This window comes from Acinetobacter sp. GRABPA_MV_2, from assembly GCF_056725885.1.
Genome location: NZ_JBWZNA010000006.1, coordinates 163,362 through 177,516 on the forward strand (window position 1 = coordinate 163,362; position 14,155 = coordinate 177,516).

Sequence of the window (14,155 nt, forward strand, 5' to 3'; positions counted from 1 at the left end):
ATCAAATACCTGTACCCGATAAAAGAGCTGAATCTGTGCCAGTCACATTTTGGCGTAATGCAACAGTTTGAACGTTGTCTCGGCTAATGAGGTCGGCAAGAGAGATTTTTGCTAAATAGTCGGCAATATGATGAGAGAGTTCTTGCCATAAATCATGAGTGAGACACATTGCACCATTTTGGCAGTTACCTTTATGGTCACAACGTGTTGCATCAACCGTTTCATTTACAGCTTCAATAATTTCTAACACAGTAATTTCATCAGCATTTCGAGCCAAATGGTAACCACCATTTGCACCACGAACACTAGAAACTAACCCATGACGCTTAAGTTTTGCGAATAACTGTTCTAAATAAGCAACTGAAATGGATTGGCGTGCGGCAATTTCGGCGAGCGTGATCGTTTGTTCAGTTGGCTGCAAAGCTAAATCAAGTAGAGCAGTCACTGCGTAGCGACCGCGAGTTGTAAGGCGCATGATTCGATACACATGTTAAGACTAGATAATAGGATTTTATGAATCCCGACTAAAATAGTCAAGTTTTTTTATTTTTAATTCAAGTGTTGGAACAAAATAGAAAAATAAATTAGGCAACCCACAAATTATATATGAAATAAACAATAAATATTAGGCTAATTATACCAAAGGAGAAGTTAATATTTCGTTGACGTCGTTGTAAGCGATTAATTCGATTTTGATATTGTTTAATTTCCACGTGAAGGGAGTTGATCTCTGATCTTTGTTGATCAATTTTCTCAAGTAATGGGGCGATTCGTTTACGTGAAGCAAGGGTTTCAGCTTCATCATCTGGGGTGTTAAACCACTGCTTCCAGTCAACTAGCAATTTTGGAAGAGTCAAATGAGAAATTAAATCTAAAAGTTCCTTTTTCGTTTCCTCATCACCATCAATACGCATATTTTTTAGACTGCGTTGATTAGAAAATCCGAAAATTTTAATGAGATCAATAAGCGTACTATTGATCTCAAGATCAATACGTCTATCAAAAGAGTGAATATCGAATAACAAACCTTTTTCTGTAAATTGAACATAGAAGTCAAAGAAAGGTAAATAGCTATTAATACGAATCGTTGTTTTGTTCAAAATAAACTTCTTCGCTTGCAAGCGAAGGGCACCATCGTGGGTGAGAATAAATGAAAAAAAAGTTTCTAAGATAATTAGAACAATATTTAGCAATAGACGCGGATGTTTTTGTCTTTGTTGCGTTTCACTCATAAAAGTTTATCCTTAGAAATAGCAATTAACTGAAGAATGGGACATCCTATCCCAAACTTAACACAATGTCGTGTTAAATATATTTACATGACTTATTTGCTTTGTAGAACAGTTTTGTAAATGGATCAAGTCTTTGCTTTGATATTATAGAAATATTTTGTGGTCAAATCAGTCATCATTTCTCTCATCTGATTAGGAGTTTAGATTAATGGATAATGCAAATATAGATACCCAGATAGAAGAGTCGGAAGAAAAAAATAAATTAAAATCAAAAAGTTCAAGAAAATCAGCTTTGGATTTTAGGAAGTATACTAAGCAAATTTGGTTAGCTGGATTAGGCGCTTTTTCTCGTGCGGAAGAAGAAGGAAATAAGCTGTTTGATTCCTTAGTTAAAGTAGGTGAGGAGCTAGAATCAAAAACTGGAGACTTAGCAGACAATACTGTCGGTAAGGTCACAGAAAAAGCAAAAGAGTCTGTATCTGAAACAAAAGACAGAGTAGAAAAGATTCTTGATACGAGTGTTAATCACTCTTTAAATCGTATTGGATTGGTGACACCGAAGGATTTACAACATATCGAACAGTTGCTTGTACAACTGCATATTAAGGTGGATGCTTTAATAGAAGAAAATCAACAGTTGAAAGCAAAATTGAATAAAAAGTAAAAAAATGTTGGGATTTAGCAAATATATAACAGTTTTTTAGCATTTATTTTTGCTAAAAGCCCTGCTCTAGTATTGCGTTTTCCCCTAAAGCATTGCTATAAAGGCGTCATGGCCTTTTAAACTATAGCCTTGGACCTTAAACAAACGATATTAAGAGGATGTTTTATTCATGAATAAATCAGAATTAATCGATGCAATTGCTGAAAAAGGGGGAGTATCTAAGACTGATGCAGGCAAGGCACTCGATGCGACAATTGCGTCAATTACTGAAGCACTTAAAAAAGGTGACACAGTAACTTTAGTTGGTTTTGGTACTTTCAGTGTTAAAGAACGTGCTGCACGTACTGGTCGTAACCCAAAAACTGGCGAAGAGCTTCAAATTAAAGCAACAAAAGTACCTAGCTTTAAAGCTGGTAAAGGTCTTAAAGATTCAGTAGCTTAATCTTTTAAGATGAATAAACGCGCCAGAATAGGCGCGTTTTTTATTAAATATCTGAATTGACCAATATTGCTCATTCATTGATTGTGGTTTTTCAGTTAAAATTCTCCTCGAAATAAAATATTGGAATACTTATGGAATCGTTTCGTACAGTCATTAAGGGTTGGCTCGGCAAAGTCCTTCTAATTTTGTTTTTGACCCCTTTAGCACTTGTAGGTATTGAAGGATATTTTAATAGGGGAAACAAGGCTGATGTTGCTAAGACGGTAAATGGCCAAGAAATATCTAAAAAAGACCTTGAAACTTTAACTCAGTCTTACAAAGAACAATATTTAGCTGCTGTTAAAGGGGATGAGAGTTTACTCAATTTGCCTGTCATTCAGGCTAAGGCACTCGATATTTTAGTGTCACGTAATTTATTGATACAGCAAGCTGAAAAATTAGGTATCTCTCTGAGTGATGCTCAAATTGAGCAAATGTTAGCTCAACAGCCTAGTTTGCAAGAGAATGGTCAATTTTCACAAAAACTTTATGAAAACTACTTACGTTCGATTGGCATGACGAGTCAGGGGTTGATATCAAGCCTACGTCAAGATCATGCTTTGAAAATGTTAACATCAACATTTACTGACTACTCATTAGTAAGCAAAGTTGATCTCATGCAAATTGCGAATTTGCAAACTGAACAACGTACATTACATTTAGCTAGCATTAAATTAGATGCTTACAAAACAGGTTTAACTGCTTCTAATCAAGAAGCTACAGATTATTATAACAAGCATCAAGGTGAGTTTAAGCAACAGGCTTCGGTTGATGTTGATTATGTTGTATTGTCTCCTTCAATGATAGCGAAACCAGCCCCTGCAACTGAGGCTGAACTTCAGCAAGCATATGCTAAGTTTGTTGAAACTCAGAAAAAAGATGCTAAGCGAACTGTGAAGCATATTTTAATTACTACTGATGCTCGTGATGATGCAGCGGCTCAAAAACTGGCAAAAGAAGTTTATGCGAAAATTCAGGGAGGTCTTTCATTTGCACAAGCTGCGGCACAGTTCTCTGAAGACCCTAGCTCAAAAGCAAAAGGTGGCTTGGTTGAAGCGTATGCACCAGGTGTTTTCTCGGATGCATTTGATAAAACTGTTTTAAGCTTGAAAAATGGGCAAGTTTCGCAGCCAGTGAAAACACAATATGGTTATCACATTATTGAGGCTGAAACTCAAGCGAACCAAATTCCTTCGTTTGAAGCTGAGAAGGCTCGTTTAACTGCTGAGGTTGAGAAGAATAAAGTTGCGACCGTTTATTCAGATACCGTAAATAGTTTGAATGAAACGATTGTTGGCAATGATTCTTTAGAAGCTGTTGTTCAAGAAGTAAAAGGTACAAAAGTTGAATCATTAAATGGTGTAACTTTAGCTACTCAAAATCCATATTTAAGCGATCCAAGCGTCAAAATTAAATTATTTAATGATGATGTGAAGAATGGTGACCGTAATACTTCCTCTAATATTCAGTTAGCGAATGGTGATACGGTATGGGTTAAAGTACGTGATTACCACGCAGCTGGTGTAAAACCATTAGCGCAAGCGATGAATGAAGCAAAAGCAAAAGTTATCGATGAAAAAGCGCGTAAGGCTGCTCAAGCAAAAATTGCTACTATGTTGACTGAGTTTAAAACTCAACCTGCAGACCAAGTGGTTGCTAAAAACAAAGTCGCATTTGAGTCAGCTGGTGTGTTTACTCGCTCACAAGGTTTAAAACGTGAAATTGAACGTGCTGCATTTAGCTTAGCTACACCTAAACCAGGTATGTGGTCTGTTACAACAGCAAACTTACCAAATGAGCTTGTAGTAGTTGCAGTTTCAAATGTAAATTCATCAGCTGTAAATGCCATTCCTGCCGATCAGTTACAACAGTTAAAACAACTTTATCGCCAATCACGTGGTCAACAAATATTGGAAGATTACAGCCAATATTTAAAATCACATGCAAAAATTAAATAATAATTTGATCAAATAAAAAAAGCGCTTCGGCGCTTTTTTTATTTTCTATTAATCGAGATGATGTTCGATATATTGCTGTCGATATTGTTTAGGTGATAAATCAAAAATTCTTTTAAAGGCCTGACTAAAAGCAGTCTCGGATGAATAGCCGACTTTGTTTGATATTTGCTGAATTGAAAAATTACTTGTGCGTAGATATTGGCTAGCTAAGCGGAAACGGTAATGTTGCAAATAAGTGAGAGGTGGTTCCCCAATAATACTATTAAATAGATTTGCAAATTTGGAACGTGACATACAGCATTGTTCTGCTAAAGACTCAACTGTCCAAGCAACTTCTGGTTGGCTGTGAATAGCAGATAGGGCATTACTCAATTCAGGGTGGGTTAATGCACTTAGCCAGTTTTGTTGATCTGTCATTTGTTGAACATGATCACGAATGCATTCAATGAGAAGAATACTGACTAAATGATCAATAATTTTGTCATGTCCCGGCCTGATTTTTTGAGTTTCAATTGCTAAAAAATAAAGCCCAATTTGTAGCCATTCGGGTGGGTTGGTTTGATTTTCATGTTGAATATGCATGATAGAAGGCAATGCATTAATCAAAGGACCTGCCATATGAGTATCGATCTGACAGCGTAAACATAGTAATAATGTTTTATGTGAGGAAGAAGTACCAAACTCGATCGCGTCTTGTCTATGGCCGTTAAAAAGCGAAGTAATATCTAGAGAATCTACCAATTTACTGGCTGTTGATTTTGAATCAGTGGCACTATGTGCTTTTCCCGAGGGAATTAAAATAATATCACCAGCTGTGGCAATTATTTTTTCTGAAGCATTAAGTTGAATATATACTGAACCAGTTAAAACAATATAAGCAAGTAAAGCTGATTGATCTTGTGTTTTAAAAGCCCATTCTCCTTGTGCTTTTAAATAGATGTATTCAGACTTATTAAGGTGAATATCATCAAAAAATTTACTTAGTGCATCCATCTTTAAATGATCAATCATTATTTTAATAAAATTATAGTGAGCTATAAGAATAGATCAACATGTGTTTTTAGGACAAAAAAGTGGAAGAAAATGCCAAAGACTTTAACGTAGGTTTTTTGGACGGTTACTACTGTTAAGTAAACACTATTTCTTTAACTATATAGATATATAGAAAAAGGAAATATGACTATGAATGCACCAGTGAATGTTCAGCAAGAACTTATGCCAGTGCCAGCGTCTATGCGTGAGATAGATCGTAAGCGCTATTTATGGATGATTAGTCCAGCTCTACCTGTAATTGGTTTAGGTATTTTAGCTGGTTACCATTTTGGACCACGCCCCTTAAAAAAAGTTTTCGCTTTAGGTGGTCCACTTTTATTACATGTTGTGATCCCTGCAATTGATACTGTTATTGGGAAGGATGCACGTAATCCGACTGATGAAGAAATTAAGCTTTTAGAAAAAGATCCATATTATTCACGTCTTGTGAAAAGTTTTATTCCTTTGCAGTATGCTGCAAATATTTATGCATGTTATTTAACAAGCCGTAAGACCACGTCATTCATTGATAAAATTTTACTTGGTGTTTCGATGGGTGCGATTAATGGTATTGCGATTAATACAGCCCATGAATTAAGCCACAAGCATGATCGTATTGATCATATTTTATCTCACCTTGCTTTGGTTCCTACAGGTTATAACCATTTCCGTATCGAACATCCTTATGGTCATCATAAACGTGCAGCAACTCCTGAAGATCCTGCTTCTTCACGTATGGGCGAAACATTTTATGAGTTCTGGCCACGTACAGTTGTAGGGTCTTTTAAATCTGCAATTGAAATCGAGAAAAATCGTTTAAAACGTAAAGGAAAAGAGTTCTGGTCAGCAGATAATGAATTATTACAGGGCTGGGGAATGAGCGCTGCTTTCCATGCTTCTATGGTGGGAATTTTTGGTAAAAGCACAATTCCATATTTAGCGACACAAGCATTTTATGGCATTAGTCTTTTTGAAATTATTAACTACATTGAACATTATGGTTTACTACGTCAGAAAAAAGAAAATGGTCAATATGAACGTACAATGCCAGAGCATAGCTGGAATAATAACAACGTTGTAACAAACTTATTCTTGTACCAATTGCAACGTCACTCAGATCATCATGCTTATCCGACTCGTCCATTCCAAGCATTGCGTCATTTTGATGAGGCGCCAGAATTACCAAGTGGTTATGCAAGTATGTTACTGCCTGCGTTAATTCCTTCGTTGTGGTTCAAAATGATGGATAAACGAGTTTTTGATCACTATAAAGGTGATTTGAACAAAGCGAATATTTCATCAAAACGACGTGCAAAAATTTTTAAGAAATTTGGTGTGGTTGATAAATCATTAGAATCAACATCTACTGAATAAATAGAAAGTTTATTTCTTAAAAGTAAAAGCCCTTTAGTATTTTGACTAGAGGGCTTTTTAAATTTTGACTTATATAGAAAATAAAGGGAGCTTTGAAACTCCCTTTAGCTATTATTTTAACTCACTCGATGATTTGCCAAGCTCACGACGTGCAATAATCAATTGTTGAATCTGCTGAGTACCTTCAAAAATATCAAGGATTTTTGAGTCACGTGCCCATTTTTCAAGTAACTCATCTTCGTTATAGCCAACACTTGCTGCTAACTCGACACATTTTAAAGTGATCTCGTTACCAACACGACCTGCTTTTGCTTTTGCAATAGAAGCTTCTTTAGAGTTTGGCTTTTTGTTATCAGCCATCCATGTTGCTTTTAACATGAGTAGGCGAGCAGCTTCCCATTCAGCTTCCATGCGATAGATTTGTGCTGCAAGGTTAGAAGCATGCAGATAGGGGGTAGAATAGTCAGGGTCAAGCTGATCTTTAAAGATCTCTTTAATACGTTCTAGTGAAGCTTTAGCGCAACCGATTGCCATTGCTGCGACCAAAGGACGAGTATTGTCAAAAGTTTCCATTACTCCAGCAAAACCTTTAGCAACATCTACTTCAGCATTGCCCAAAAGGTTCTCTGCAGGTACACGGCAGTCAATAAAACTAATCACAGCCGTATCTGATGCTTTAATTCCTAATTTATGTTCGAGGCGCTCAACCTTCATTCCAGGCGTACCTTTGGGTACGACAAATGATTTAATAGCTGCTCGCCCAAGTTTACGATCAAGCGTGGCCCAAACAACAACAGAATCAGCACGTTCACCAGAGGTCACAAAAATCTTTTCACCATTTAGAATGTAGTCATTACCATCTTTGGTTGCAGTGGTGCGGATCGCGGCAGAGTCAGAGCCGCATCCTGGTTCAGTAATTGCCATTGCTGCCCATGTTCCGTTGAACCGCTCTAATTGCTCATCATTTGCAACAGCAGCAATAGCTGAGTTTCCAAGACCCTGACGAGGCATACTCAGTAATAAGCCTGTATCGCCATAACACATCTCAATAATTCCAAGAGCGGTCGACATGTTGGTTCCGTTACGAATACCTTCATTGTCGGTATCACCGCGCTTTCCAGCTCCTGCAGCTCCAGCATTAATACCTTCGCCACCTTCATTCATGCCATCAATGAGAGAGGCAAGCATATCAAGTTCTTTTGGATATGCATGCTCAGCTTTATCATATTTACGAGAAATAGGGCGTAAAACATTGATCGCAACATCATGTGCTTGATCAATCATCATTTTGAATTTTTTAGGATTTTGTAAATTCATTAAAGTATCCTCTGATTGATCATTTAAGCATGTAAGCCAGATTGTAAAATTGCAGTAGCCCGTAAATCGCGGTACCAACGTTCAACTGGATGCTCTTTTGTGAAGCCATGTCCACCAAGAATTTGTACACCATCTGTACCAATTTTCATGGATTTTTCAGCACAAAGTATCTGTGCTAAGTAAGCTTCACGGTGAAATGGTTTGCCTGACTCAGCAAGGCTTGCGGCATTTAAAACCAACATACGCATTGCATCAATTTCAATAGCCATATCTGCAATCATGAACGCGACACTTTGTCGATGAGAAATGGGTTCACCGAACGCGGTTCGTTCATTGGCATATTTAATACAGTAAGCTTTTACAGCTTCACATGTACCTACAGCCATTGCACACCACATTAAGTTGCCTAAATCTACAAAGGCTGTGTAATCAAAATCTGTTGCACCTAAACGTAGAGCAGGAGTGTGATTAAAGTGAAGAGTTGCTGTTTCTGTGGCTTTAAGACCCATAGCTGGAGTGTTTTTAATAAAAATAGTTTCGTTGCTCTGCACGACAAATACGTCTGGCTTACCGTTAAAGTGTGCACTTACTAAAAATACGTCAGCTAAATCGCCTAAAATCACTAATGTTTTTTCACCATCAATAAAAAACTGATCATTTTCAAGTGTCGCTTTTGTTTTTAAAACATAAGGATTAAATGCTGGAGTTGCTTCTTGAACTGCAAAAGTTGCGGTAATGTCTGAGTCTTCTGCAAAACATGGTAGGTACATCGACTGAACTTCAGCAGAACCCCAACGTGTGATTGCATTAATAACGCTAAACGTACTGAGTAATCCTGCTGTAAGGCTAAAATCACCTTCAGCTAATTTTTCAGCAATTAATAAGTTACTAACAATACTTTGTTCAGTTGCTACACCACCTAATGCTTCTGGAAGTGCATAGTAGTTAAGTCCTAAATCTTCAACATATTGCCAAAGACTTTCAGGAAACTGAGCTTCCTGATCGGCATCATGAGCTAACCCCAATAAAACCCCTTGAGCAAATTGAGACATTGCTTCAGAAGTCATTTGTTGTTCTTCGGTTAGACTTAAATCAAATAATTTTTTTTGTTGGCGAGGTAAACGTTGTTGAGAGATTTGCTTGGGCTTAAATGCTTTTTGAGTCTGCGTTAATGCTCTAAAGCCAGCTTTTGAACCTTGATAAAGAGATTTTTCAACAAATTTACGCAACTTGAGTTGATCAAGTACATCGCTTCCAGCCAATCTGGTGATCAGCGATAAACCCAAACCCTGAGCTTTATTGATCATACTTGTCATGATTATGGTGTCCTAACACATTGTTATTGTTTTATGCTGACACGCCTTATATTAAAAAACTATGTCGTTACTGACATTAGAAAAATGAGTAGATAAATGGCAAATAGAAAATAATAAAATTATAAGTTTTTGATTTTATTTGTTTAAAATAATTTTAATATTGGGTGAGTCGACAAGGATTGACTAGAATGACATGGAATCATTCTAGTCTGCATTAAATCAAGCAAAGTTACGAATCATACGTCGCACATTGGTTTTTGCATCAATAACCGTCATAAATGTGTAGGCTCCAATGAATTTACGGCTAATAAACATAAACTCTTTTGGTGGGACCGAAAAATAACGTGATGCCATTGATTTACTAGCTTGTTGCATAACACGGCTATGAAGCTGACTTTTCTTCCAGTCATAACGTTCATGTTCATCCATAAGACCAGCGGGCATATCTGGGTTATTTGCAGGAGTGCTGAATGCTTCTGTTGCAAGTAAAAAGACATCAGCCATACCCGGTTTAATACTTTCAGGCATTGCATCAAAAAACTCGTAACCAGTCATGGCTTTCACCATTGCATCTTTATTATGTTGATAACCAGCCTGAATGAGTTGACGTGCAACTGTTAGTAAGTGTTCATCAAACTGGCGAATAGCACCAAAATCTAATAATACAATTTTGTCCTGAATGTCTTGACCATTCCCCAAACGGACAAGGTAATTACCAAAGTTAGGGTCAGTCTGCATTTCGCCCCATTCAAAAATTTCACGAACCGCAATCTCCAATGATGCTTCACCGAGTTGATTGCGACGTTCTTGAGGTAATGACAACATAACAGGGCTGTTAATTGGCACACCACGTTCGAAAGTCATGCAGAGCACTTGATTTGTGCAATACTCATCTACAATTGTAGGAACAATATAGCGCTCGTCGTCTTTTAAGCGTTCACCGAAACGACGGGTAGTAGCAGCTTCTACATCATAGTCAACTTCGCGATGCATCATTTCACGTACTTCATCAAACCACTGATCAAATTCACGGGTTTGTGGCACCATACGCGTTAGTTTAAGCATGTTTTTAAAAAGACTCATATCTGAGTCAATTGCATTTGCAACGCCAGGATATTGAATTTTTAAAACTAGCTCTAAGCCATCTGATTTACGTGTTGCACGATGTACTTGTGCGAGAGAGGCAGTACCAATTGGTTCGTGATCAATTGTTAAATCATTTAACTTAGCGCCAAGTTGCTCCTGTAGATGTGGCTTAATTGCAGGCCAATCTAAGGCAACAGTTTGGTTATTTAGAGTATTTAATGCTTGTGTAATCTCTTCTGGTAAAAAGTGTTCACCATAAAGAGCCATCATTTGACCAATCTTAACAATAGAACCCTTAAGTTTACCTATTTCAGAAACCAGATAATTAGCTTGCTCGCTCATCGCTTTTTTGCGTTTCTTTTCTTTTTCTTCCTCATTAGAAAATAAAGAAGAGGCACTTGCAGTTGCCCAACGTGTTCCTGCAAGTAAAGAAGCTTTCGCGATTGATAAGCGTCGATCCATGGAAGAAGTTTTTAAACTCTTAAGCTTATCTTTCTGATTTGACATGAAAATAGAATCCTATGCGCATCATGCAGCCAAACGCTGGTGATCTAAAATTGTAACGAATATTACATGTTTTGAGCGTATTAAAATAGTTCTCTCGGACTGAATGATCAGTCTAATTGGCTATCTTTATTTCATTAACTTTAAAATAGCCTAAGCAATTTAAAATCTAAGAAATTTACAGCGTTCAGGTGAGTAGAAGTAGGGTAAAACCGATCTTGCACAAAAACTTAGATTACATTTTAAATTGGATCTTCAATTCAGATTTTTGCATCAAATGAAGGCGATTGGTCTGAATATGTTGTAATAACATTTGCTTGACTGAATCATGCATAAAACCAAGTGCATGAGCTTTTACAATAATGATGCTAGGCAAGGTATAGAAAAAATACTTAACATCATCAAGAGTTGCGTTATTAAAAATACCTTGTTCAATTAATGTCTGCTGTAAAAATTGCTTTTCGTTTAATACAGAATCTGAAGATTCATCCCAAAAACGGTGACGCATCGCCATCAGATTGTTGTGTTTATAACTCATAAAATTGTCAGCTCAGACTTCAAATCTAAATAAAATATATGGAGTCGAGCCATGAATATCAAGTTGAGATTATCTTTTCTTCAGTTGCTGTTTGAATTTTTATGTAACTCTTGTAAATAGCCTAAGCAAATTTTAAAAATTTTCTAAAAAAACTATAATCGAAACAATTTCATCTATAACACGACCTATTATGACTCCTGCATGTAGACTGTTAAAAAGTAATAAAATTGAATTTTCTATTCATGAATATGAACATGATTCAAATGCCAAAAGTTTTGGATTAGAAGCAGCTGAAAAACTAAATTTAGATGTAAGGGAAGTATTCAAAACCTTAATGGTAAGTGACGATAAAAATTATTTCGTTGCTGTCTTGCCAGTTAATCATCAATTAAATTTAAAAAAAGTTGCTACGGCGTTTGGGTGTAAAAAATTACAGATGGCTAATCCTAAAGATGCCGAACGTTTAACAGGGTATTTGGTCGGAGGAATTAGTCCGTTAGGTCAAAAGAAACGCTTAAAAACCGTTATTGATGCATCTGCACAAGAGTTCAGCAAAATTTATGTGAGTGGAGGGAAACGGGGATTAGATATTGGCTTAAATCCTAAAGATTTAGCACAACTCTTAAATGCTCAATTTGTTGATGTGCTTGATTAGTAAAATAAATCTCTTTCTTATCTCATTAAAATAACTAATTTTAAGATAGGTAGTATTAAATCAAGATTTTTAATAAAAACGATTCTCATTATTATTTATATTTAGTATTATTCCGAGCCTTATAACTATCTAATAACTTTTGGGTTTGGAGAAAGGGAAAATGCATCAATACAAAAAGGTTGGGGCTAACTCAAATCATCTGATGTGTGCTGAGTCACGGTATTTTAAATTAAAACCTTGTTGTATTGCTCTAGCAGCAATATTTGCGCATCAGGTTTATGCAAATACAAATATTGAAAAGGCAGCTCTTAATAATCAAGCGACACAAAAGCCTGTAGCTCAATTGCAAAAAATTATAGTGACGGCGACAAGGACGCCCAAAAATATTGCTGAAATTGCCGGCACAGTTCAAACGATTGAAAAGCGGCAAATTGAACAACAGGCAACTGCTGGACGAAAAATTGCCGATATTCTAGCTCAGTTGGTTCCATCACTTGGGGTGAGTAGTGGAACGACTACCAACTATGGGCAAACAATGCGTGGTCGTGATGTCATGATTATGATTGACGGCGTATCACAAAATGGCTCACGCGATGTTGCTCGGCAGCTAAATAGTATTAGTCCAGGCATGATTGAACGTATTGAAGTTCTTTCAGGAGCTACAAGTATTTATGGATCAGGTTCTACCGGCGGCATTATTAATATTATTACGAAACGTGCTGATTCGACTAAACCTGTAAGTTTTGAAACTAAATTTGGTATTACGTCTTCCGATACATTTCGGAGTGATAGTCTAGCTTATGAAATTGGCCAATCTATTTCATTTAATAAAGATAATGTAAATGGTTTCTTAGGGGCTAATTTCACTAGTCGCGGATCTCAGTTCGATAGCCATGGTGATCGTATTGCTATAGCACCTATGCAAGGTAGCCGTCCTGATACTGATACAATTGATATTAATAGTCGTATAAATATAGATTTAACTGATAACCAATCACTAAGTTTGGGTGCACAGTATTATAAGGATGAACAAGATACGAATTATGGTCCTGATTATGGGAAAAATTATATTTATGGAGGAGCGCCTAACTCATATATTGGGAAGAAGGGTTTAGAAATACCTAATCAGCCTTTTACAGAGCGCTATGCATTCAACACTCAATACCAAAATAAAGATCTTTTAGGTCAGGTCTTAAATTTAGAAGGATATTACCGTAAAGAAGATGCTCGTTTTTTTCCAGTCTTTTTAGGAGGAGAAGGTACAGAAGCAAAACAATCTCAATCTGAAATCGAAGTTGCTGGTTTGCGCTCAACGGTACAAAGTGATTTAAATATTATGAATCGTGATCTTAATCTAACTTATGGCTTAGATTATGAACATGAAAAAGATCATCAACACTACGAGCATTTCACAGCATTTAATACAGGTTTGACCTATAAACCTTCAGGTAAAACTTCCGATGCCGGTCCAAATACAACAATTCAAAGCGCTGGCGCTTTTCTACAAGGTGATTACGCTTTAACAGACCGTATGAATGTCCAAGCTGGTACTCGTTACCAACATATCAAAGCTGAAACAGAACAGTACTCGACTAAAAATGGGATACAACCAAGCGGATCTGTAAATGACGATGCTGTTTTATTCAATTTGGGAGCGATATATAAATTAACAGATGAGCAGCAAATATTTGCTAATTTCTCTCAAGGTTTTAGTTTTCCAGATGTACAACGGATGATGCGTGATGCATTTAATATATCAACCGCTAATATCCAACCTATTAGTGTAAACAGCTATGAATTAGGCTGGCGTTTACAAGGAGAGCAGAGTCTAAATCTAAGTATAACAGGTTTCTATAATACCTCAGACAAAGTTGTTCAATTCTACAAGAACAGTAATAAAGAAACTGTTGCTGAAGTTATGGACAAAGACCAACGTGTTTATGGTGCTGAACTAACGGCGACCTATCCATTTATGGAAGAGTTTAAAGTTGGAGGAAC

General features: G+C 36.6%; 13 protein-coding genes. 6 read left to right on the top strand and 7 right to left on the bottom strand.

Annotated elements, in window-relative coordinates:
- Nucleotide 1: 1 nt before the first annotated feature.
- Nucleotides 2–475 (bottom strand): Rrf2 family transcriptional regulator, encoded by a 474-nt coding sequence (locus ACXM0J_RS08040; RefSeq protein WP_002117915.1) that lies wholly within the window; start codon nucleotides 473–475, stop codon nucleotides 2–4.
- Nucleotides 476–584: 109 nt separating this feature from the next.
- Entirely contained in the window at nucleotides 585–1,232 is a 648-nt protein-coding gene (locus tag ACXM0J_RS08045) for a hypothetical protein (protein WP_086264585.1), read from the bottom strand.
- 208 nt (nucleotides 1,233–1,440) lie between these two features.
- Between ACXM0J_RS08045 and ACXM0J_RS08050 the strand changes: the two genes are divergently transcribed.
- The 3 genes from ACXM0J_RS08050 (at nucleotide 1,441) to ACXM0J_RS08060 (ending at nucleotide 4,335) form a co-directional block, all read left to right on the top strand.
- Nucleotides 1,441–1,896 carry a phasin family protein gene (locus ACXM0J_RS08050; protein ID WP_086264586.1) on the top strand — a complete coding sequence of 152 codons (456 nt, stop codon included), beginning with the start codon at nucleotides 1,441–1,443 and terminating at the stop codon, nucleotides 1,894–1,896.
- A gap of 169 nt (nucleotides 1,897–2,065) precedes the next feature.
- Complete coding sequence (locus tag ACXM0J_RS08055) at nucleotides 2,066–2,338, top strand: HU family DNA-binding protein (RefSeq protein WP_001043034.1); 273 nt, start codon at nucleotides 2,066–2,068, stop codon at nucleotides 2,336–2,338.
- A gap of 131 nt (nucleotides 2,339–2,469) precedes the next feature.
- Entirely contained in the window at nucleotides 2,470–4,335 is a 1,866-nt protein-coding gene (locus tag ACXM0J_RS08060; RefSeq protein WP_086264587.1) for a SurA N-terminal domain-containing protein, read from the top strand.
- Nucleotides 4,336–4,383: 48 nt separating this feature from the next.
- Here the strand turns inward: ACXM0J_RS08060 and ACXM0J_RS08065 are convergent, their stop codons facing one another.
- Nucleotides 4,384–5,328 (bottom strand): AraC family transcriptional regulator, encoded by a 945-nt coding sequence (locus ACXM0J_RS08065; protein WP_415270376.1) that lies wholly within the window; start codon nucleotides 5,326–5,328, stop codon nucleotides 4,384–4,386.
- Between the two features lie 189 nt (nucleotides 5,329–5,517).
- Between ACXM0J_RS08065 and ACXM0J_RS08070 the strand changes: the two genes are divergently transcribed.
- On the top strand, nucleotides 5,518–6,741 hold the full coding sequence (locus ACXM0J_RS08070) for an alkane 1-monooxygenase (RefSeq protein WP_086264589.1): 1,224 nt from the start codon (nucleotides 5,518–5,520) through the stop codon (nucleotides 6,739–6,741).
- A 111-nt stretch (nucleotides 6,742–6,852) separates the two neighbouring features.
- Here the strand turns inward: ACXM0J_RS08070 and ACXM0J_RS08075 are convergent, their stop codons facing one another.
- The 4 genes from ACXM0J_RS08075 to ACXM0J_RS08090 all read right to left on the bottom strand — a co-directional run bounded on the left by ACXM0J_RS08075 (nucleotide 6,853) and on the right by ACXM0J_RS08090 (nucleotide 11,502).
- Complete coding sequence (locus ACXM0J_RS08075) at nucleotides 6,853–8,058, bottom strand: acyl-CoA dehydrogenase family protein (protein WP_033849928.1); 1,206 nt, start codon at nucleotides 8,056–8,058, stop codon at nucleotides 6,853–6,855.
- A 23-nt stretch (nucleotides 8,059–8,081) separates the two neighbouring features.
- Nucleotides 8,082–9,365, bottom strand: a complete 1,284-nt coding sequence (locus tag ACXM0J_RS08080) for an acyl-CoA dehydrogenase family protein (protein ID WP_086264706.1) — start codon at nucleotides 9,363–9,365, stop codon at nucleotides 8,082–8,084.
- 228 nt (nucleotides 9,366–9,593) lie between these two features.
- Entirely contained in the window at nucleotides 9,594–10,967 is a 1,374-nt protein-coding gene (locus ACXM0J_RS08085) for an ABC1 kinase family protein (RefSeq protein ID WP_069140399.1), read from the bottom strand.
- A 232-nt stretch (nucleotides 10,968–11,199) separates the two neighbouring features.
- On the bottom strand, nucleotides 11,200–11,502 hold the full coding sequence (locus ACXM0J_RS08090) for a hypothetical protein (RefSeq protein ID WP_004792622.1): 303 nt from the start codon (nucleotides 11,500–11,502) through the stop codon (nucleotides 11,200–11,202).
- 190 nt (nucleotides 11,503–11,692) lie between these two features.
- Between ACXM0J_RS08090 and ybaK the strand changes: the two genes are divergently transcribed.
- A complete protein-coding gene (gene ybaK, locus ACXM0J_RS08095; RefSeq protein ID WP_086264590.1) occupies nucleotides 11,693–12,157 on the top strand; it encodes a Cys-tRNA(Pro) deacylase in 465 nt (154 codons plus the stop codon).
- Nucleotides 12,158–12,317: 160 nt separating this feature from the next.
- On the top strand, nucleotides 12,318–14,155 hold a 1,838-nt coding region (locus tag ACXM0J_RS08100; protein ID WP_479750381.1), incomplete at its 3' end, for a TonB-dependent receptor.

Bases quoted from the DNA above. Each gene is read 5' to 3' on its own strand.
- ACXM0J_RS08065 (WP_415270376.1), bottom strand. From the start codon at position 5,328: ATGGATGCACTAAGTAAATTTTTTGATGATATTCACCTTAATAAGTCT.
- ACXM0J_RS08040 (WP_002117915.1), bottom strand. From the start codon at position 475: ATGCGCCTTACAACTCGCGGTCGCTACGCAGTGACTGCTCTACTTGAT.
- ACXM0J_RS08075 (WP_033849928.1), bottom strand. From the start codon at position 8,058: ATGAATTTACAAAATCCTAAAAAATTCAAAATGATGATTGATCAAGCA.
- ybaK (WP_086264590.1), top strand. From the start codon at position 11,693: ATGACTCCTGCATGTAGACTGTTAAAAAGTAATAAAATTGAATTTTCT.
- ACXM0J_RS08050 (WP_086264586.1), top strand. From the start codon at position 1,441: ATGGATAATGCAAATATAGATACCCAGATAGAAGAGTCGGAAGAAAAA.
- ACXM0J_RS08090 (WP_004792622.1), bottom strand. From the start codon at position 11,502: ATGAGTTATAAACACAACAATCTGATGGCGATGCGTCACCGTTTTTGG.
- ACXM0J_RS08045 (WP_086264585.1), bottom strand. From the start codon at position 1,232: ATGAGTGAAACGCAACAAAGACAAAAACATCCGCGTCTATTGCTAAAT.
- ACXM0J_RS08080 (WP_086264706.1), bottom strand. From the start codon at position 9,365: ATGATCAATAAAGCTCAGGGTTTGGGTTTATCGCTGATCACCAGATTG.
- ACXM0J_RS08055 (WP_001043034.1), top strand. From the start codon at position 2,066: ATGAATAAATCAGAATTAATCGATGCAATTGCTGAAAAAGGGGGAGTA.
- ACXM0J_RS08070 (WP_086264589.1), top strand. From the start codon at position 5,518: ATGAATGCACCAGTGAATGTTCAGCAAGAACTTATGCCAGTGCCAGCG.
- ACXM0J_RS08060 (WP_086264587.1), top strand. From the start codon at position 2,470: ATGGAATCGTTTCGTACAGTCATTAAGGGTTGGCTCGGCAAAGTCCTT.
- ACXM0J_RS08085 (WP_069140399.1), bottom strand. From the start codon at position 10,967: ATGTCAAATCAGAAAGATAAGCTTAAGAGTTTAAAAACTTCTTCCATG.